A 19,330-nucleotide genomic window follows, 5' to 3' on the forward strand; every position below is an offset into this window, starting at 1 on the left:
GGCGCCGCTCGCCTATGGCATCACAGCGCCGGCCGGGACGCCATGTCCCTGTGCTGAATCAAGTTCTTGTGGTCGGCCGGAGGGCCGCCGCACAGGGTCAGCGCAACGGCAGGGCGTACATCAGCCCGCCTCGTGTCCACAGGTCATTGAGGCCGCGCTCCAGGCCGATGGGCGAGTCCTTGCCCAGGCTGCGCTCGAACACCTCGCCGTAGTTGCCGACCTGGCGGATCACCTGGAAGGCCCAGTCCTCCGGCAGGCCCAGCGCCTTGCCGAAGCCGGGCGCCACGCCGAGCACGCGCTGCACGTTGGGGTCCGGGCTGGCGCGCATCGCCTCCACGTTCTGGCGGGTGATGCCAAGCTCCTCCGCCTCGATCATCGCCATCAGCGTCCAGGCGACGATGTCGCGCCATTCCTCGTCGCCGTGCCGCACCATCGGGCCGAGCGGCTCCTTGCTGATGCGCTCCGGCAGGATCATGTGCTCCGCCGGGTCGCGCAGCGCGGAGACGCGCAGCGCCGCGAGCTGGGAGGCATCCGTGGTCATGGCGTCGCAACGGCCGGACTGATAGGCCCCCGTCATCTCGTCCATCGAGGAGAGCACGACGGGCTGGATGGTGATCTTCTCGCGGCGGGCGAAGTCACCGAGGTTCAGCTCGCTGGTCGAGCCGGGCAGCACGCAGACGGTGGCACCGTCGAGTTGCTTCGCGGCGGTGAGGCCGGCGGACTTGTGCACCATGAAGCCCTGGCCGTCGTAGAAGTTCACCCCGGCCATGTTGAAGCCCAGCGCGGTGTCACGCGTGAGGGTCTGGGTGACGTTGCGGGCCAGCAGGTCGATCTCGCCGCCCTGCAGCGCCACGAAGCGGGTCTGGTAGGTGGTCGGCACGAAACGGACCTTGGCGGTGTCGCCCAGGGTCGCGGCGGCCACGGCGCGGCAGAACTCGGCGTCCAGCCCCTGGTAGTTGCCCTGGCTGTCGGGCGCGGAGAAGCCGGCGACGCCGGTATTGACCCCACATACCACCTGCCCGCGGGCGCGCACCCCTTCCAGGGTCGGACCGGCGGCGGCGGGGAGGGCAGTCAGCAGCGGCGGCAGGAGTGCAAGCAGGCCCAAGGCATGACGCATGATCGAATCACTTTCCAGACCAAGGCCCAGAGCCTATGGGCATAAATGCAACACCGCCAAGCCCGATCGTGGCCGGATGCATTTCGCTGTTGCCGCCGGAACGAAAAAACCATAGTCACAGCAATGTGATACGGTGCACCCCCGCGCGTATCGTCTTTCGGGCCGGACACGATGACCGCCTCTGCGACTTCTGCGCGCCTCTCCGCGGCCAGTCTTGAAAAGCAAGTGGACCAGGAAGCCCTGCTTCTGATGCTATCCTATATTGAGGCGGAGTGCCGGCGGCTCGGCGTGCCGGAGGCCGCGCGGCATGCGGCGCTGGCGGCGGCGGCCCTGTCCGACTCCCCGTCACGTGCCCTCCCCGCCACCATCACCCTCCAGTAGCCCCGCTGCCGCCCTGGCCTTGCGGCGACGCGGGGTGTAAGCGGCGTCCCGCGCGGTAACCTCAAGCTGAGCCGATGTCCATGGATACCCCGATCGCTGCGGTCCTCTGGACCAACCAGGCGCAACGCGACATGCAGGCCGTGCTGCGCCTGATGAGCCATGTCGAGCGCTGCTGCCTCGATGCCGGCTCGGAGGAGGCGGCCAGCCTGGTGGCGGCCGCCATCTCGGCGCTGCTGCGCGACAGCGCCGCCCGCAAGCGCGCGGCCTGAGCGGCCGGCGCCCTATGCCGCCGGCAGCGCCGCCGGCCGCGGGCCGCCCGCCATCCAGTCCAGCAGCTCGACCGTGTGGATGGCCGGCATCGCGCCGTCGCCGAGTTGGGTCAGGCAGCCGATATTGCCGCTGGCGATCACCCTGGCACCGGTGCGCGCCAGGTTCTGCTGCTTGCGCGCCTTGAGCTGCGCCGCAATGTCGGGCTGCAGCAGGTTGTAGGTCCCCGCCGAGCCGCAGCAGAGATGCGGCTCCGCCGGCTCCTTCACCGCGAATCCGGCCCTGGTCAGCAGTTGCTTCGGCGCCGTGGTGATCTTCTGGCCATGCTGCAGGCTGCAGGCCGCGTGGTAGGCGACGGTCAGCCCGGGCGCCTCGCGGGAGGGCGCGTAGCCGAACTGCAGCAGCACCTCCGAGATGTCCCGCGCCCGCTCCGCCACCGCGGCCGCCCGCGCCGGCCAGGGGCCGGGCTCGGTGCGGAACATGAAGCCGTAGTCCTTCACCGTGGTGCCGCAGCCCGAGGCGTTCACCACGACGGCGTCCAGCCCCTCACCGTCGATCTCCCGCGTCCAGGCTTCGATGTTGGCACGGGCCAGGGCCATGGCGGCGTCGTGCTGGCCCATGTGGTGGTTCAGCGCGCCGCAGCAGCCCTGTCCGGCGGTGACCACCACCTCCACCCCCATGCGCGTCAGCAGCCGGATGGTCGCCTCGTTGATCGAGGGGGCGAGCACGGTCTGCGCGCAGCCGGTCAGCAGCGCCACGCGGCCCCGGCGCGGGCCGTGGGCGGGGTGGACCTGGGGGCGCTGCGCCTCGTTCCCGGCGGGCAGGCGGGCTGGCGCCAGTTCCAGCATGGCGCGCAGCCGCCGGGCGGTGGTGCCGCGGGCGGGCAGCAGGCCGCGCAGCGGCTGGGCGAGGCGCGCCGCCGCCAGCGCCAGGCGGAAGCGGCGCGGATAGGGCAGCGTGGCGCCCAGCAGCCGGCGCAGCGCGCGCTCCGGCCAGGGGCGGGTGTAGGTTTCCTCGATGTAGCGGCGCGCGTGGTCCACCAGGTGCATGTAGTGCACGCCCGAAGGGCAGGTGGTCATGCAGGACAGGCAGGAGAGGCAGCGGTCCACATGCCGCACCTCGGCCTCGCCGGCCGGACGGCCACTCTCCAGCATGTCCTTGATCAGGTAGATGCGCCCACGCGGCGAATCCAGTTCGTCCCCGAGCAGCACGAAGGTCGGGCAGGTGGCGGTGCAGAAGCCGCAATGCACGCAGGTCCGCAGGATCGTGTTGGATTCCCGCGTGTCAGGGTCGGCAAGCTGTTCCGGGGTGAAATTGGTCTGCATCGCCTGGTCCGTTCCTCCGCGGCAGGGTGGAAGGGAAGTGGTGGCGGCGCAAGCAGTTGGCGCGGGGGCCGGGCCCAAAGAATCGCCGGCCGTCGAGTGATCGGCCCCGGAATCAACGATTCATTATACGAACACCGCTGTAAAATGGGAACGAGATTACCTTTTGAGTAAATCCCATGCCATTGCCGTCTTCCGACCCGCATCCCCCGGCGCCCGCCTCCGCAGCGGAGCGCCTGAGCCCTGCCCCTGGCGGCCCCCAGGAGACGGCGCGGCGGGCAGCATTGCTGCGGGTGGGCCATGCCGCGCCCTCCCTGGTCGCCGAGCCGCCGCGCCGTCGGCCTGGCGGGCCCGAGCGCCGCTGAGATCCGCTTGCCGGGCGGCCGGGGCAGTGAAAAGCTGTGGCGCCCGCACCATGACGGAGCCACCGCCCTGAACCGCCCCGCCCTCGCCACCCTGCGCGGCCTGCTCGAAAGCGCCTCCCTGCCCGCCGCATGCACGGAGGCCGTGGCGCTGCCGGGGGACGAGCCCGGCCTGCCCTCCTCCTTCCGCGTCGGCGCCGCGGCGCAGGCCAGCATCGCCGCCGCCGCCCTGGCCGCCGCCGAGATCCATCGCCGCCGTGGTGGTCCGGCCCAGCATGTGGAAGTTCCGCTACGCCATGCCCTGGCCGAATTCCGCAGCGAGCGCCACCTGCGGCTGGATGATGCCCCACCGCCGGATCCCTGGGATGCGCTGGCGGGCCTCTATCGCTGCGGTGAGGGCGGGGCGGTGCGGCTGCACACCAACTTCCCGCATCACCGGGACGGTATCCTGGCCCTGCTGGGCGGCCTGCCGCCGGAGCGCGAGGCCGTCGCCGCCGCACTGCGGGGCTGGTCCGCCGCCGCCTTCGAGGAGGCCGCCGCCGAGGCCGGACTCTGCGTCGCGATGCTGCGCGACTTCGCCGGCTGGGAGGCGCATCCGCAGGGCCGCGCCCTCGCCGGTCAGCCGCCCCTCGTCATCGAGCGCATGGGCGACGCGCCGCCCACGCCTTTGCCCCCGTTCGGCGCGCGGCCACTCGCCGGGCTGCGGGTGCTGGAGATGACGCGCATCGTCGCCGGGCCGGTCGCGGGGCGCTGCCTCGCCGCGCATGGCGCGGAGGTGCTGCATGTCAGCGCCGCCCATCTGCCCTCCATCCCGGGTCTCGACATGGACACCGGACGCGGCAAGCGCACCGCCCGGCTGGACCTGCGGCAGGAAAACGGGGCCGCGCGGCTGCGGGAGCTGCTGCAGGGAGCGGACATCTTCCTGCAGTCCTACCGGCCCGGTGCGCTGGCGGGGCGCGGCTTCGGCGAGGCGGCGATGGCGGCGCTGCGGCCCGGCCTGATCTGCGTCTCGCTTTCCGCCTATGGGCATCGGGGGCCCTGGGCAGGGCGGCGCGGCTTCGACTCGCTGGTGCAGACGGCCACCGGCTTCAACCACGCAGAGGCCGAGGCCGCCGGCACGCCAGGGCAGCCCCGCCCCCTGCCCTGTCAGGCGCTGGACCACGCCTCGGGCTATCTCCTGGCCCTCGGGGCCATGGCGGCCCTGCTGCGGCGCGCCGAGGAAGGCGGCTCCTGGCGGGTCCGCGTCTCCCTCGCCGCCACGGGGCAGTGGCTGCGTGGGCTGGGGCGGGTGGCCGACGGCTTCGCCGCGCCCGATCCGGGGCAGGCGGAAGTCGCCGATCTGCTGGAGGAGAGCGAAAGCGGTTTCGGACGGCTCAGGGCCATCCGTCATGCCGCGCGGATGAGTGCCACGCCCGCCCGGTGGGAGGCACCGGCCATGCCGCTGGGCAGCCATGAGGCGGCCTGGATCGGGGGAGGCGCCGCCTCTTCCGCGCGCCCTCCGCCGGGGTGACCGTGCCACCCCGGACCCCGCGCCGCGCCTCAGCCGCGCAGGCGGCCGGGGTTGAGAAGGCCCTCAGGGTCCATCGCCGCCTTCACGCGAGCGGCGATGCCGGCCAGCGCCGGCGGCTCCTCCGGCAGGACGGGAACGGCGCTGCGCAGCGAATCAGGGGCGCGGAACAGCAGGAAGGTGCCGCCCGCCGCCTGCGCGGCCGCCATCACCGCCGCATGTGCGGCATCGGTGGCCGGGCCGGCGGCCCAGACCAGGCCACCGCCCCAGTCCAGCAGCATCCGGGCGCCGAAAGCCTCCTCCAGCCGCCGCGCCACCGCCGGGCCGGCGCTGGGCTTCACCGAAAGGCGCCATACCGCATCCTCCGGCGCCGCCTGCAGCGGGCGGGCGTCGCGGACGGCCCGCCACAGCGCCTGGCTGGCCTCGCCCTCCACCAGCGTGACCGCGCCGAAGCCGGCGAGGTCCTGCCGTAGCCGGCCGGCGCGGTGCGGCAGGAATTGCGCCATGTCCTCCAGCCGCAGCAGGGCGGTGGGGCCGCTCAGGCCGAGTTCCGCCATGCCGCGCGGCAGCAGCGCGGCGCCGGTGACGCCAAAAGGGCTGCCCAGGCCCGTGGAGAGCGCCGCCACCCCGGCGGCAAGGTCGGCCACGCCGACCGCGAGCGTCAGACCCGCCTCGGGGCGCGGCGCCAGCTTCAGGGTGATCTCGGTCAGGACGCCCAGCGTGCCGTGACTGCCGGCCAGCAGCTTGCACAGGTCCAGCCCGGTGACGTTCTTGTGGACACGGCCCCCCGAGCGGATCACCTCAGCACGGCCGGTGACGGCGCGCAGGCCGAGCACCTGGTCGCGCAGCGCCCCGCTGGCGGCGATGCGGCGCGGGCCGGACAGGCTGGCGGCCACCATGCCTCCGAGCGTCGCGGGGCGGTCATGGCCGGACAGCACGGAAAAATCCGGCGGCTCGGCGGCCAGCATCTGGTTGTGCCGCGCCAGCGCCGCCTCGATCTCGGCCACCGGCGTGCCGGCGCGGGCGGACAGCACCAGCTCGGCGGGCTTATGGAGCGTGATGCCCGTCAGGCCCGCCGTGGAAAGGGTGCGCCCGGCCTGCACCGGGCGGAGCATGCCGCGCTTGCTGCCATGGCCCTCGATCGCCAGCGGGGTGCGGCTCGCCGCCGCCTCCCGCACCGCCTCGACGATGCCGGCCTCGTCCGCCGGGGCCAGGGCTTCGGTCGCGACACTCATGCGGCGGGCGCCAGGGCCGGGTTGCCCTCCAGCGGGAAGACCTTGGCCGGGTTCAGCAGCCATTGCGGATCGAAGGCCGACTTGATGCGGCGCTGCTGCGCCAGCTCGGCCGCGGTGAACTGCACCGGCATCAGGTCGCGCTTCTCGACGCCGACGCCGTGCTCGCCGGTCAGGCAGCCGCCGACCTCGACGCAGAGCTTCAGGATGTCGGCGCCGAAGGTCTCGGCCTTGCGGAAGCTCTCGGGGTCGTTGGCGTCGAACATGATCAGCGGGTGCAGGTTGCCGTCGCCGGCATGGAAGATGTTGGCGACCAGCAGGCCGTAGCTGTCGCTCATCTCGCCGATGCGGCGCAGCACATGCGGCAGTTCGCCGGTCGGGATGGTGCCGTCCATGCAGAGATAGTCGGGCGAGATACGGCCGACCGCGCCGAAGGCGCCCTTCCGGCCCTTCCAGATGGCCAGGCTCTCCTCCGGCGTCTCGGCGACGCGCAGCGAGATCGGGTCGAAGCGGGCGCAGATCTCCTTCAGCCGGGCGAGCAGGGTGTCCTGCTCCTCGGTGCTGCCCTCGACCTCGATGATCAGCATGGCCTCGGCATCGAGCGGGTAGCCCGCCTGGGCGAAGGCCTCGCAGGCATGGATGGCCGGGCGGTCCATGAACTCCAGGGCGACGGGAATGATGCCGCTGGCGATGATGGCGTCCACCGCCTGTCCCGCCACCTCGTTGGCGCGGAAGGCGGCCAGCATGGCGCGCGCCCCCTCGGCGGCGCGCAGGATGCGGACGGTCACCTCCGTCACCATGCCGAGCTGGCCCTCGCTGCCGGTGATCAGGCCGAGCCAGTCATAGCCGGCCGCGTCCAGGTACTGGCCGCCGATCTCGACCACCTCACCCTCGATGGTGACGAACTTCACGCCCAGCAGGTTGCCGGCGGTGACGCCGTATTTCAGGCAATGCGCGCCGCCCGAATTCATCATGACGTTGCCGCCGATCATGCAGGCGAGCTGGCTGGAGGGGTCGGGCGCGTAGAAGAAGCCCTCGGCGCTGACCGCCTGGGTGATGCCGATATTGGTGACGCCGGCCTCCACCACGGCGTAGCGGTCGGCGGTGTTCACCTCCAGGATGCGGTTCATCCGCATCATGCCGACCACCACGGCGTCGGCCAGCGGCAGGGCGCCGCCGGAGAGGCTGGTGCCGGCCCCGCGTGGGATCACGCGGATGCCGTTCTGGTGGCAGTAGCGCAGCACGGCGGCCACTTCCTCCGTGGTGGCGGGCAGCACCACGGCGAGCGGCGGCTGGCGGTAGGCGGAAAGCCCATCCGTCTCATAGGCGCGCAGGCGGTGCGGGTCGCCAATGACGCCCTGGCCGAAGGGGCCATCGGGCACCAGCGCATGCAGCGCGGCCAGGATCTCGCCGCGCCGGGCGAGCACGGCCGGGTTTGGCTTCGGCAGGTCGATCATGGTCCGCTTTCCTCACGCCGGTTCTTGCGGCGGAGGATGGGGCGGCGGCGGAGTGCGGGCAAGCGGCCAGACGAAGCACCGCACAGACGAAAACGGCGCCGCGGGAGACCCGCGGCGCCGTTTTCAACCGAAGTACCCAGGCGCGGCCACCACGACGGCGGCCACGGCTGTCAGCCCTGGCGGGCCTTCAGGCGGGGGTTCTTCTTGTTCAGAACATACATGCGGCCGCGGCGACGGACCAGCACGCAGTTCTTGTCGCGCATCTTGGCGCTCTTCAGGCTGTTGCGGATCTTCATGGGTCACCCTCTTCGAGCGCCCGCGTTTAGGGGCCGGGGGCCGGGCTGTCAACCATTCCGTGCCTGCGGGGAGGCCCGCCAGAGGCGAGCCGTGGCGCGTCCGCACTGCCGCGCCCTGCAGCACGCGGAACAACTCCGCGCGCCATCCATAAGGAACGCCCATGCCCTGCCGCTGCTGCGCGCGCCGCCGCAAGGCGCCGCGCAGTAGAGCGCGAGCCAGGCGATCGCCCTCCCCCGCACCGGACATGGTTTCCGCCCTCCCGCCGTTTGCAGGTAGAAAAACACAAGGGGAGGCGGGCGTGTTTCATTTTTGCTAACAGCGCACGTCAATTTGTCTGCGGGGCAGCCGAGGGGGCAATGGCCTGGGCGATCGTGGGCGCCATATCGCGGAACTCCGCCGCGCGGGGCGAGCGCGCCCGCCAGGCCAGGCCAATCTCCCGCCCCTGCGGCGTGCTGAGCGGCTTCAGAACGACGGCGGCGCCCGCGAGCACGCCGCCCTCAACCGCCAGTTGCGGCAGCAGCGTCACGCCCAGGCCGCCGGCCACCATCTGCACCAAGGTGTGCAGGCTGGTGGCGGCGAAGGTATCCCCCACGCCGGGCAGGCCACAGGCGGTCAGCGCCTGATCCCGCAGGCAATGGCCGTCCTCCAGCAGCAGCATCCGCTCGCTTCCCAGTGCCGAGAGGGGAAGACTCGGCGCAGCGGCGAGGCGGTGCCCCTCCGGCAGGGCGGCAATGAAACGGTCATGCGCCACGCAGAGGGTCTCAGCCTCGGGCAAGGGAGCCGGGAGCGCCAGCAGCAGCAGGTCGAGACGGCCGGCCGCGAGGTCGTCGGCCAGCCGGTTGGTCAGGTCCTCGCGCAGCCAGAGCTGCAGTCGCGGAAAGGCGCGGCGCAGCGCCGGCATCAGCCGCGGCAGCAGGAAGGGACCGATGGTCGGGATGACGCCGAGCCGCAGCGGACCGGCCAGCGGGTCGCGCGCCGCCGCCGCTGTCTCGGAAACCGCTGCCAGGGCTGCCAGGGCGTGGCGCGCCCGGCCGACCAGCTCCAGCCCCAGCGGCGTGAAGACCGGGCGCTTGCCGGGGCCACGCTCCAGGATGGTGCTGTCGAGCTGGCGCTCAAGCGCGATGATGCCCGCCGAGAGGGTGGACTGCGTCACCGCGCAAGCGGCGGCGGCACGGCCGAAATGGCCGAGATCGGCCAGGGCGACGAGGTAACGGAGTTGCTGCGGACTGGGGAGAAGGGCCATCGATTCGGACGATCGTTTCATCGAAAACTATTCATTGGCATGTGTGCGGCGCAGCATCCATAACCAAGGCCGCCGCCGGACGGGGCGATCCCGACCCGGATGAGAGAACACGCAGAAAGGGCTGAACAGACATGCTGACTGTTGGCGACAAGTTCCCGGCGTTCAATCTGGCCGCTGTGAAGGGCGGTGCGGAGGGCCTGGAGGGCCCGGGCAAGTCCTTCACCCAGATCACCAACGAGTCCGATGCCGGCAAGTGGAAGGTCGTGTTCTTCTGGCCGAAGGACTTCACCTTCATCTGCCCGACCGAGATCGCCGCCTTCGGCAAGCTGGCCGGCGAGTTCGAGGATCGCGACGCGGTGCTCTACGGCGCCTCGACCGACAGCGAGTTCGTGCACCTGAACTGGCGCGTCCACAACAAGGACATCCACGACCTGCCGATCCCGATGCTGGCGGACACCAAGCGTGAGCTGTCCACCGCGCTCGGCATTCTCGACAAGGCCGAGGGCGTCGCGCTCCGCGCCACCTTCATCGTGGACCCCGAGGGCACCATCCAGTGGGCCTCGGTGAACGGCCTGAACGTCGGCCGCAATCCGCAGGAAGTGCTGCGCGTGCTCGATGCGCTGCAGACGGATGAGCTGTGCCCCTGCAACTGGAACAAGGGCACCGACACCCTGAAGCCGGAAGAGCTGTTCCAGGCCGCCTGACGGCGACGCGCCGGCGGGGCGAACCCCCGCCGGCCGCACGCCCTTCCCCCGGCGGCACTGCGCCGAACCGGTCCGGCCACAGGACCGGCTCCGCCCATCGCCCCCCCTGACCGACCACCCCAGAGAAGACCGGAGGATCCCTTCGCATGTCGCTCGAAGCCTTGCGCGCCCGCCTGCCCGACTATGCCCGTGACCTGAAGCTGAACCTTGGCAGTCTGGCGACCGAGCCGGTGCTCAATCAGCAGCAGCTCGCCGGCACCTTCATCGCCAGCGCGATCGCCAGCCGCAATGCCGAGGTGACCAAGGCGCTGGTGGCCGAGTTCGGCCCGAAGCTCTCCCCGGAGGCGCTGACGGCCGCCAAGGCCGCCGCGGCCATCATGGGCATGAACAACGTCTACTACCGCTTCACCCATCTGGTGGGTGGCGACTACGGCAACATGCCGGCCAAGCTGCGCATGAACGTCATGGCCAAGCCGGGCGTGGAGAAAGCGGATTTCGAGTTGTGGTCTCTCGCCGTTTCCGCCATCAACGGTTGTGGCATGTGCATGGAGAGCCATGAAAAGGTTGTGAAGCATGGCGGCCTGACCAGTGAGCAGGTGCAGACAGCAGTGCGAATCGCCTCTGTCGTGCATGCCGTGGCCGGCGTGCTGGACGCTGAGGACGCCCTCGCCGCCTGAGATCGGGCAGGCGCGGCCGCTTTCCCAACGGGGAGGCTGTCTGCACCGCCTCGATTTTGCCCAGCTTCCAGGCAGAAACCCCGCCCCGTGCGGGGTTTTTTGTTGATCGAGGGAAGGGAGCCCATTCGTTATGCATTTTCTGCATACGGACATGCTCCAGCTGCAGGCAGGATCCGTGCTGCACCGCGAAAAACCACTTGCATACGAACGACCGCCCGCATATCTTCCCTCTCGCAGCCACGCAGTACGCTGCGTGACTGTCTTTCTTGGACGTTTCCTCCCTAAACTCGGCGGTGCTTCTGGCACCGCCTTTTTTTTTGCGCGCCGCCCGGGCTGCACCGCCTTCCTTCGCCGATCAGCCCCGCAGGAAGTCCCAGTCCATCTCCATCAGGCCGGCGATCAGGGCGGCGAAGTCGCGCTGCAGCTTGGCCATGCCCGGCAGCCGCTCGATCCGGCCCTCGTCCATGTAGAGCGCGCGGGCCGTCTCGATCTGCAGCACATGCACCGCCTCGCGCGGGCGGCCATAATGGCGGGTCACGTAGCCGCCGGCATAAGGGTCGTTGCGACGGACCCGGTAGCCCATGGCCCAGAGCTGCTCCTCCACCCGCCGCACCGCGCGGGGCGCGCAGGCCGTGCCATGCGCGTCGCCCAGCACCATGTCGGGCGCGTTCTGCGGCTGGGCCGGATGCGCCGGCATGGAATGGCAGTCCAGCAGCAGGCAGCAGCCGAAGCGCTGCTTGGTTTCGGCGATCAGCCCGGCCAGAGCGGCGTGGTAGGGCTGCCAGCAGCGCTGCACCCGCTCCTCCGCCTCGCGAAAGGGCAGGCGGCGGCGGTAGATCGGCTCACCGCTGGCCACCACCCGCGCGATGGTGCCGAGCCCGGCGCCCACCCGCGGGCTGGCGCTGTTCACCCAGGCCGGCAGCGGTTCCTCGAACATCGCCGGGTCCAGTTCCCAGGGCTCCCGGTTGGCGTCGCAGAAGGCGCGCGGGAAATTGGCGGCCAGCAGCGGCGCGCCAAGCGCCGGCGCGGCGGCGAACAGTTCGTCCACGAAGGAGTCCTCCGAGCGGCGCACCGCATGCGCGTCCAGGCGCGAGGCCGCCAGGAACGCCTCGGGGTATTGCCGGCCGGAATGCGGCGAGGCGAAGACCAGCGGCGCCCGCTGCACGGCAGGGTGCGTCAACTGGAAAGGGCCAGGCGTGTCATGCCCGGCGAGGCGCGGCATCGGAAGATCCATGATCCACAGAGATGAAGCCACAGTGTCGTCCTGATGTCACGACTCGGGCCGTGACAAAGCTTTTTCGTCCGGGCGCCGATCTGCTCTTGCCCTTGCCCCGCAGGCAGGATAGAGAGCCGGCCCGACCGGATGGGCGCGTAGCTCAGCGGGAGAGCGTCCCCCTGACACGGGGAAGGTCACAGGTTCAATCCCTGTCGCGCCCACCATCCACCTCCCCCTTTCAGGCTTTCCGATGCCCGCCTCCGCGCGGGCTTTTTGCGTTTGGCGCCGGCCGCGTCATCGGCGCCGCCCACCCTGAGGCCAAATTGCGCAGGGCGGGAGATGTTTGAAATAAACATATCGGAAGAGCGCCAGAAGCTTGCCGGAAAGGTTGACCGCCTTTCCCGGGCGCTGCAAGGACAGCGGCGACAAGAGCATTCGGGGAAATCGCCCACCATGCATCGCCGCCGCCTGCTGCTGGCCTCCGCCGCCGGCCTCGCCGCCCCCGCCCTGCCGCGCCTGGCCCGTGCCCAGGCGGCGGCCAGCCCCGCCGTCACCATGCGGCTCTCGCACCAGTTCCCGCCGAGCCATCAGCATGCCGTCATCCTGCAGGCCTTCGCCGAGCGGGTGAAGGCGGAGAGCAAGGGCGAGATCGAGGTGCAGGTCTTTCCGGCCGAGCAGCTCGCCCGCGCCGGCGAGAACTTCCCAGCCGTGGCGCGCGGCGCCTTCGAGGCGGCGGCGGCGGTGAACTTCCAGTGGGGCAACACCCTGCCGGAAATGAACGTGCTCACCCTGCCCTACCTCTTCTCCGACCTGGAGCGGATCAAGAAGTTCCCGGGCTCGGCGGCCGCGACCTATCTGGAGGGGCTGCTGCAGAAGCGCGCCGTCCGCAACCTGATGTGGCTCTACACCACCCGGAAGGCGATCTTCACCAGCAACCAGAAGCCGATCATCAAGACCGAGGACTTCAAGGGCCTGAAGATCCGCGGCCTGAACGCGCTGACCGACCATGCGCTGACCGCCGTCGGCGCCGCGCCCTCCTCCATGCCAGGCCCCGAGGTGCCGCAGGCGCTGCAGTCCGGCGTGCTGGATGCCGGTCTGACCGACGTCTCCGCGGCCGTCTCCCGCCGCTTCTACGAGTTCCAGAAATACGGCACGGTGGCGCCGTGGTTCTGCGTGTTCACCCATGTCTATGTGAACCCGCGCTGGTGGTCGGGCCTGAAGCCGGAGCAGCAGGCGATCATCGCCAGGTCCGCGCAGCAGGCGGAACAGGACCAGATCCCGCTCACCGAGAAGATCGCGGCGGACGCCCAGGCCGAGTTGCAGAAGCGCGGCATGACCGTGCACGACCAGACCGCCGAGGAAAGCGCCGCCTGGAGCGCCGCCATGCAGAAGCCGGTGGTGGACGCCTTCCTGCGCCTCGCTCCGGAGGGTGGGCCGCGCGCGCTTGAACTGATGCGCGCGCTGTGAGGAGGGTGGCGCGCCTTCTCTCCGGCCTGGCGAAGGGGGTCTCCGGGCTCGCGGCCGCCTTTGGCGCGCTGGCCACGGTACTGTGCCTGGTGCTGGTGGCGATCTCGGTGGGGGCGCGCTACCTGGCCGGCCTGCCGCAGCCCTGGATCGACAAGACCGCCGGCTGGCTGGTCGTCGCCCTGGTGCTGCTGGCGGCGCCCGAGGCGCAGCGGCGCTTCGAGCATATTGGCGTGGACGTGCTGACCGGCCGCCTGCGCGGCCGCGCCTCGCGCGGGGCGCGGCTGCTGGGCACCCTCTCCGTCGCGCTGGTGGCCGGCATCCTGCTGCAATCGGGGCTGGAGACGGTGGCCTTCAGCCGCATGATCGGCGTGATGACCGAGATCGAGGGCGTGCCGGTCTGGTGGATCCAGGCGCTGCTGCCGATCGGCGCGACGGTGCTGCTGGTGGTCTCGCTGACGCAATCCATCGTGCTGCTGCTCGGGCAGGAGCCGGACTACGCCGATCAGGGCGCCCAGGAGCTGCCGCGCGACACCCTCGCGCGCGGCGAGTGAGCCCGCCCCCCCCGATAAGCCGCCCGGACCGACCATGACCTTCTTCGCACTGCTCGCGGCGCTGCTGGTGCTGCTCTATCTCGGCCTGCCGATGTTCGTGGCGCTGTTCCTGCTGCCGCTTGGCGTGCTGCTCTGGGTGGAGGGCGGCCTCCCCGCGCTCGGCGAACTGGTGATCGGGCAGCTCGACGGCTATCTGCTGGTGGCCATCCCGCTCTTCATGCTGATGGCGCATGTGATGGTGCGCGGCCGGGTGGTGGATGACCTCTATGGTGCCGCCTTCGCCATGCTGCGGCGGGTGCGCGGCGGCGTCGGCATCGCCACGGTCGCCGCCTGCACGATCTTCGCCGCCATTTCCGGCTCCTCGGTCGCCACCGCGCTGACCGTGGGCAAGATCGCCATCCCGCAGATGCTGCGTTACGGCATGAGCCGGCGCGGCGCCTTCGGCGTGGTGGCGGGCGGCGGCACGCTCGGCATCCTGATCCCGCCCTCGGCGCCCATGGTGCTCTACGCCTATGTCACGGAAACCAGCGTCGGCGCGCTGTTCCTGGCCGGGCTGCTGCCGGGCCTGCTGATCGCCGCCATGTTCGCCGCCTACTGCTTCCTCACCGAGGGCCGCGCCGTCGCCCCCGCCGACGACCCGCCACCGGAGAACGCGGCGCAGGCGCTGAAGCGCGCCGGCTGGAGCCTCTCGCTGCCCGTCTTCGTGCTCGGCGGCATCTACATGGGCGTCTTCACCGCCACCGAGGCGGCCGGCACCGGCACGCTCTACGCCCTGCTGATCGCCGCGCTGATCTATCGCAGCATGACCTGGCGCGACCTGCTGGACGGCGTGCAGGAGGCGACCCGCACCAGCGCCATGCTGCTGATGATCATCGCCGGGGCCGCCATCTACGGCTACATGCTGACCAAGCTGCGGGTGCCGCAGGAACTGACCGACCTCGTGCTGGCCTGGGGCCTCTCGCGCACCGGCTTCCTGCTCGCCATGATGGTGCTGCTCTTCCTGCTCGGGCTGGTGCTGGAGAGCTTCAGCATCATCCTGCTGACCATGCCAGCGGTGCTGCCGGTGCTCGGGCAGCTCGGCATCGACAAGGTCTGGTACGGCGTGCTGCTGACCATCAGCCTGGAAATGGCGCTCATTTCGCCGCCGGTGGCGATGAACCTCGTGGTCATCAAGGCGATCACCGGGGCGCCGCTGGCCGAGGTGAACCGCTCCATCATCCCCTACATGCTGATGCTGGCCGTGGGCATCGCGCTGCTGATCGCCTTTCCCGGCATCGCGCTCTGGCTGCCGCGGCTGGCAGGGTACGGCGGGTAGAAAAAAGGCCGGGGGAAAGAATTCCCCCGGACCCCCATCTTCTTTTTGCCAGTTCGGCTCTGCCCTTTCGGCCAGCGCGGGGAATTCGAAGAAAAAAGATGGGGGGTCTGGGGGGAATTCATTCCCCCCGGCCTTACGCCGCCTCAGCCACCTGCAGCACCGCCCCCAACGCCCGCACCAGCTCCGCGATCATGGCGTCATCATGGAAAGGCGTGGCGCAGAGCCGCAGGCGCTCAGTGCCACGCGGAACGGTCGGGTAGTTGATGGCGGTGACGTAGAGGCCGAACTCCTCCAGCAGGCGGCGGGCCACGGCGCGGCAGCGATCGGCGCCCGGCACCGGGATGGGCACGATATGGCTCTGGCTGGGCAGGCGCGGCAGGCCGGCGGCGTCCAGCGCCGCCTTGAGGGCGGCGGCGCGCTGCATCATCCGGCCGCGCAGGGCGTCGTCGGTGCGAATGTGGCGGATGCTGGCCAGCGCGGCGGCCACGTTGGGCGGCGGCAGGGCGGTGGTGAAGATCAGCCCACCGGCGGTGGAGCGGATGTAGTCCACCAGGTCGGTCTCGGCGGCGACATAGCCGCCCACCACGCCGACGCCCTTGGCCAGCGTGCCTTCGATGACGTCGATCCGCGCCGCCGCGCCGTCCCGCTCGGCGATGCCGGCGCCGCTCGGGCCGTAGAGGCCGACGGCATGCACCTCGTCGCAGTAGGTGATGGCGTTGTAGCGCCCGGCGAGGTCGCAGATCGCGTGCAGCGGGGCGATGTCGCCCTCCATCGAGTAGACGCTCTCGAAGGCGATCATCTTCGGCGTCTCGGGATCGGCGGCGCGCAGCAGTTCCTCCAGATGGCCGAGGTCGTTGTGGCGCCAGATGTGGCGCCTGGCAGGGCTGCGGCGCATGCCGTCGATCATCGAGGCATGGTTCATCGCGTCGGAGAAGACCTGCATCCCCGGCAGGGCGGCCAGGAGGGCCAGAAGCGCAGCCTGGTTGGCCATGTAGCCGCTGCCGAAGAGCAGGGCGGCGGGCTTGCCGTGCCAGCCGGCCAGCTCGGCCTCCAGCGTGGCGTGCAAGGGCGAGGTGCCGGAGATGTTGCGCGTGCCACCGGCGCCGGCGCCATGGGCGGTGATGGCGTCGATCGCCGCCTGCTGCACGGTGGGGTGGGTGCCCATGCCGAGATAGTCGTTGGACGACCACACGGTGATCTCGCGCGCCGTTCCCGGGCCGGCGCCGGGCTGATGCCAGCGATAGATCGGGAAGCGGCCGGAGATCTTCTCCAGCCGGGCGAACTCGCGATAGCGGCCTTCGGCCCGCATGGTCTCGAGGTGCTGCGTGCAGTGCGCCCGCAGCGTCTGCCGTGTGTCCATGCGCGGATGCATAGATCAGTCGGGCCGTGTTTTCACGCAGGATCGGTGCCGTGCTGGCATGCTTCTTCCGCCAGGATGCCGCGCAGCCCCTCCCGGTAGCTCGGGTAGCGCCAGGCAAGGCTGAGCGCCGCCTTGGTCGCGGCATTGGCCACCCGCCGGTTCTCCGCCCAGAAGGAACGCGCCATGGGGGACATGGCGGCATGCGCCTCGGCGAAGGGCACCAGCGGCGGCGGGGCGATCCGGAGCAGGCGGGCAGCCTCCTCGGTCACGATGGCACTGGGGGAAGGCTCGTCGTCAGCCAAGTGCAGCACGCGGGGCGGCCCGCCGGGCGGGGGCGGGTTCAGCGCGGCGGCGATCACGGCGGCGGCGATGTCGTCGCGATGGATGCGGGAGAAGAGGTGGCCGGGCTTGTCCACCCGCCGCGCCTGGCCGGAGCGCAGGTCGTCCAGCACGCTGCGGCCGGGGCCGTAGATGCCGGCGGTGCGGAACAGGTCCAGCGCCGCGCCGGTGCCGGCCAGCGCGGCGGCCCAGCCCTGCTCGGCGCGGAGGCGGCGCCGCGTGCGCTCCTGCAGCGGCGCGGGGGGCGTGGCCTCGTCCACCCAGCCGCCGCCGCGGTCGCCATAGACGCCGGTGGTGGAGAGATAGCCGGCCCAGCGCAGCCCGGTGGCGGCGCGCAGGGCCTCGCGATGGGTGGCGAGCACCGGGTCCTCCCCTGCCGCGTCCGGTCCGGCGGTGATGACCAGATGCGTGGCGGCGGCGATAGCCGGCCCCGCCTCGGCGAAGGGCAACAGCGTGATGCCCGCGGGCGCCTCGCCTGGCCGGGGCGCACGGCGGGTGGCGGCCACTGGGAAGCCGGCGGCCAGCGCGGCGCGCGCCACCGCCTGCCCCGCATAGCCCAGCCCCAGCACGACCATGGACTTCAAGATTGGCTGTGTCATTTCCGGCATGTGGCGCAGTCTCCGGGGCGGCGCTAGAGTGCCGGCCATGCGAGCCCCCCTCCGCACCGCGCTGCTGGGCGCGTTCGCCGGCGTGTCGATGGCGATGCTGGCGGGTGCCAGCTTCCTGCTGCACGACCCTACCCCCCTGGAAGCCGCGGAGCCGGAAAGGCGCGCCGCGCCACCCATCCCCGGCGCCGAGGCGCTGCCCCTGCCGCCCGAGCCGCCACGCCTCGCCGAAGGCCCGGAATACGACGCCTGCCTCGCCCTGCTGCGCACCGACCCGGAGGCGGCCATCACTCGTGCCGGGGCCTGGGAGGAACGCGGCGGCGGTGACGGGGCGCGGCACTGCCTGGCGCTCGGCCTGCTGGCCGCCGGCGACCTGGAGAGCGCAGCAGGGCGCCTGGAGCGGCTGGCCGCCGGTTCGGGTGCCAGCGCGGCAGCGCGTGCTTCGGTCTTCGCCCAGGCCTCGCAGGCCTGGATGATGGTCGGCGCGCCCCAGCGCGCCTATGGGGCGAGCACCCTGGCCCTGACCCTGCGGCCGGACGATCCCTCGCTGCTGGTGGACCGTGCCGTGGCCGCCGCCAGCCTCGGCCGCTATTCCGAGGCGCTGCAAGATCTCGACCACGCCGTCGCCGAGGACGGCAGCCGACCTGACAGCTGGGTGTTCCGCGCTGCCGCGCTGCGCCACCTGGACCGCACGGACGAGGCGATGCGGGATGTCGAGCATGCGCTTACGCTGGACCCGAACCATGCCGAGGCGCTGCTGGAGCGCGGCATCCTGCGGCAACTGAAGGGCGACGCGGCGGGGGCGCGGGCGGACTGGCAGGAAACCATCCGCCTGGCGCCGGACAGCGCCGCGGCGGACCTGGCGCAGCAGAACCTGGCGCTGAACGAGGCAGGGCCGCGGCGGCGGTGAGGCCGGCAAGACCGGGGGAATGAATTCCCCCGCCCCCCTTCTTTTTTCTTCGAGTTGCCCGCGCTGGCGGCTCGCGCCGCCTGAAACAGACAAAAAGAAGATGGGGGTTCGGGGGAATTCCTTCCCCCGATCTTTTTCCCTCAGCCTGCCGCGCGTTGTGCGCGCTGGCTCATGACGCAGGCCAGCACCACGATCGCCGCGCCGGCCAGCGTGGCGAGAGAAGGCAGCACACCCCAGAGGGTGGCATCCGCCAGCACCGCCCAGAGCAGCGCCGAGAACTCCAGCGGCGCGAGCTGCGCCGCGCTGGCATGGCGGAAGGCCAGGGCGAGGCAGATGGTCCCTGCCCCGGCGATCACCCCGTTCAGCGCGAGAGAGAACCAGTCCGCCGGCGCGGGCGGCACCCAGTGCCCCAGCGTGAAGGGCAGCAGCACCAGCCCGCCCGGCAGCGCCGACCACAGGATCAGCCGGGCGACGCCGGGCTCGTTCCGCAGGCCGCGGTTGATGGTGAGCACCAGCGCGTAGCTCACCGCGCCGAGCAGGGAATAGCCATAGGCCAGCAGGCTGCCGCCGGCGCGCAGGCCGGGCGCCATCGCCACCAGAACGCCGAGGAAGCCAACCCCGCTCCACAGCCAGGCAGCGCGCGGCATCCGCTCGCCCAGCACCGTCGCGGCGAGGGCGAGGGTGATGAAGGGCGCGGTGAAGTAGACGAGATAGGCCTCGACCAGCGGGATCTCGCGCAGCGCCTGGAAGAAGCCGAAGGCAGAGCCCAGCATCGCGGCCGCGCGCAGCAGGTGCAGGCCGGGATGGCGGGTGCCGAGCTCGCTGCCAAGGCCGGGGCGGGCGAGCCGCGCGGCCGCCAGCAGCGCCAGCATCACGACATGCCAGATCAGCACCACCTGCGCCACCGGATAGCTGCCGGACAGCAGCTTGCTGTTGGCATCCAGCGCGGCGAACAGGCCGAGCGCGGCCAGCATCAGCACGGAACCCCGCAAGGCCGCGCC

General features: G+C 71.3%; 19 protein-coding genes and 1 tRNA gene. 10 read left to right on the forward strand and 10 right to left on the reverse strand.

What is annotated here, in order from left to right:
• Positions 1–97: 97 nt before the first annotated feature.
• The gene (locus QMO56_RS01090) at positions 98–1,117 is read right to left on the reverse strand and encodes an amino acid ABC transporter substrate-binding protein (RefSeq protein ID WP_283523172.1); all 1,020 of its coding nucleotides are present in this window, start codon (positions 1,115–1,117) and stop codon (positions 98–100) included.
• A gap of 249 nt (positions 1,118–1,366) precedes the next feature.
• On the opposite strand from QMO56_RS01090, the gene QMO56_RS01095 reads away from it, so the two are divergent.
• Both QMO56_RS01095 and QMO56_RS01100 read left to right on the forward strand, forming a co-directional pair.
• Positions 1,367–1,498, forward strand: a complete 132-nt coding sequence (locus QMO56_RS01095; RefSeq protein WP_283523173.1) for a hypothetical protein — start codon at positions 1,367–1,369, stop codon at positions 1,496–1,498.
• An 80-nt stretch (positions 1,499–1,578) separates the two neighbouring features.
• Positions 1,579–1,767, forward strand: coding sequence for a soj family protein (locus tag QMO56_RS01100; RefSeq protein WP_283523174.1), 189 nt, complete (start codon positions 1,579–1,581; stop codon positions 1,765–1,767).
• Positions 1,768–1,779: 12 nt separating this feature from the next.
• Here the strand turns inward: QMO56_RS01100 and glcF are convergent, their stop codons facing one another.
• Positions 1,780–3,090: a glycolate oxidase subunit GlcF gene (gene glcF / locus QMO56_RS01105; protein ID WP_283523175.1), complete on the reverse strand. Its 1,311-nt coding sequence runs from the start codon at positions 3,088–3,090 to the stop codon at positions 1,780–1,782.
• Positions 3,091–3,387: 297 nt separating this feature from the next.
• On the opposite strand from glcF, the gene QMO56_RS01110 reads away from it, so the two are divergent.
• Complete coding sequence (locus QMO56_RS01110) at positions 3,388–4,959, forward strand: CoA transferase (RefSeq protein ID WP_283523176.1); 1,572 nt, start codon at positions 3,388–3,390, stop codon at positions 4,957–4,959.
• A gap of 29 nt (positions 4,960–4,988) precedes the next feature.
• Here QMO56_RS01110 and QMO56_RS01115 read toward each other — a convergent pair whose 3' ends face one another.
• The 4 genes from QMO56_RS01115 to QMO56_RS01130 form a co-directional block, all read right to left on the reverse strand.
• Positions 4,989–6,191, reverse strand: coding sequence for an FAD-binding protein (locus tag QMO56_RS01115; RefSeq protein WP_283523177.1), 1,203 nt, complete (start codon positions 6,189–6,191; stop codon positions 4,989–4,991).
• Positions 6,188–7,645 (reverse strand): FAD-linked oxidase C-terminal domain-containing protein, encoded by a 1,458-nt coding sequence (locus QMO56_RS01120; RefSeq protein ID WP_283523178.1) that lies wholly within the window; start codon positions 7,643–7,645, stop codon positions 6,188–6,190. The genes QMO56_RS01115 and QMO56_RS01120 overlap by 4 nt, the downstream gene beginning before the upstream one ends.
• Positions 7,646–7,815: 170 nt before the next feature.
• Entirely contained in the window at positions 7,816–7,941 is a 126-nt protein-coding gene (gene ykgO / locus QMO56_RS01125; protein ID WP_160936804.1) for a type B 50S ribosomal protein L36, read from the reverse strand.
• A gap of 326 nt (positions 7,942–8,267) precedes the next feature.
• Positions 8,268–9,185 carry a hydrogen peroxide-inducible genes activator gene (locus tag QMO56_RS01130; RefSeq protein ID WP_283523179.1) on the reverse strand — a complete coding sequence of 306 codons (918 nt, stop codon included), beginning with the start codon at positions 9,183–9,185 and terminating at the stop codon, positions 8,268–8,270.
• A gap of 131 nt (positions 9,186–9,316) precedes the next feature.
• Here QMO56_RS01130 and QMO56_RS01135 point away from each other — a divergent pair, with 131 nt between their 5' ends.
• Both QMO56_RS01135 and QMO56_RS01140 read left to right on the forward strand, forming a co-directional pair.
• Positions 9,317–9,889, forward strand: a complete 573-nt coding sequence (locus QMO56_RS01135) for a peroxiredoxin (protein ID WP_283523180.1) — start codon at positions 9,317–9,319, stop codon at positions 9,887–9,889.
• Between the two features lie 146 nt (positions 9,890–10,035).
• Positions 10,036–10,566: a carboxymuconolactone decarboxylase family protein gene (locus QMO56_RS01140; RefSeq protein WP_283523181.1), complete on the forward strand. Its 531-nt coding sequence runs from the start codon at positions 10,036–10,038 to the stop codon at positions 10,564–10,566.
• Between the two features lie 355 nt (positions 10,567–10,921).
• Here the strand turns inward: QMO56_RS01140 and QMO56_RS01145 are convergent, their stop codons facing one another.
• Entirely contained in the window at positions 10,922–11,800 is an 879-nt protein-coding gene (locus QMO56_RS01145) for an N-formylglutamate amidohydrolase (protein WP_408906492.1), read from the reverse strand.
• 131 nt (positions 11,801–11,931) lie between these two features.
• On the opposite strand from QMO56_RS01145, the gene QMO56_RS01150 reads away from it, so the two are divergent.
• The 4 genes from QMO56_RS01150 to QMO56_RS01165 all read left to right on the forward strand — a co-directional run bounded on the left by QMO56_RS01150 (position 11,932) and on the right by QMO56_RS01165 (position 15,115).
• A tRNA-Val gene (locus QMO56_RS01150) sits at positions 11,932–12,006 on the forward strand.
• Positions 12,007–12,235: 229 nt separating this feature from the next.
• The gene (gene dctP, locus QMO56_RS01155; protein ID WP_283523183.1) at positions 12,236–13,249 is read left to right on the forward strand and encodes a TRAP transporter substrate-binding protein DctP; all 1,014 of its coding nucleotides are present in this window, start codon (positions 12,236–12,238) and stop codon (positions 13,247–13,249) included.
• Between the two features lie 5 nt (positions 13,250–13,254).
• Positions 13,255–13,800, forward strand: a complete 546-nt coding sequence (locus QMO56_RS01160) for a TRAP transporter small permease (protein ID WP_283523184.1) — start codon at positions 13,255–13,257, stop codon at positions 13,798–13,800.
• A 34-nt stretch (positions 13,801–13,834) separates the two neighbouring features.
• Entirely contained in the window at positions 13,835–15,115 is a 1,281-nt protein-coding gene (locus tag QMO56_RS01165) for a TRAP transporter large permease (RefSeq protein ID WP_283523185.1), read from the forward strand.
• Positions 15,116–15,248: 133 nt separating this feature from the next.
• Here the strand turns inward: QMO56_RS01165 and hemA are convergent, their stop codons facing one another.
• Together hemA and QMO56_RS01175 are read right to left on the reverse strand one after the other, a co-directional pair.
• Positions 15,249–16,475 carry a 5-aminolevulinate synthase gene (gene hemA / locus QMO56_RS01170; RefSeq protein ID WP_283523186.1) on the reverse strand — a complete coding sequence of 409 codons (1,227 nt, stop codon included), beginning with the start codon at positions 16,473–16,475 and terminating at the stop codon, positions 15,249–15,251.
• 32 nt (positions 16,476–16,507) lie between these two features.
• On the reverse strand, positions 16,508–17,389 hold the full coding sequence (locus tag QMO56_RS01175; RefSeq protein WP_349362335.1) for an SDR family NAD(P)-dependent oxidoreductase: 882 nt from the start codon (positions 17,387–17,389) through the stop codon (positions 16,508–16,510).
• 70 nt (positions 17,390–17,459) lie between these two features.
• Between QMO56_RS01175 and QMO56_RS01180 the strand changes: the two genes are divergently transcribed.
• Entirely contained in the window at positions 17,460–18,329 is an 870-nt protein-coding gene (locus QMO56_RS01180; protein ID WP_283523187.1) for a tetratricopeptide repeat protein, read from the forward strand.
• A gap of 140 nt (positions 18,330–18,469) precedes the next feature.
• Here QMO56_RS01180 and QMO56_RS01185 read toward each other — a convergent pair whose 3' ends face one another.
• Positions 18,470–19,321 carry a DMT family transporter gene (locus QMO56_RS01185; protein WP_283523188.1) on the reverse strand — a complete coding sequence of 284 codons (852 nt, stop codon included), beginning with the start codon at positions 19,319–19,321 and terminating at the stop codon, positions 18,470–18,472.
• Positions 19,322–19,330 lie beyond the last annotated feature (9 nt).

The organism is Roseomonas sp. E05, from assembly GCF_030063475.1.
GTDB lineage: Bacteria > Pseudomonadota > Alphaproteobacteria > Acetobacterales > Acetobacteraceae > Pseudoroseomonas.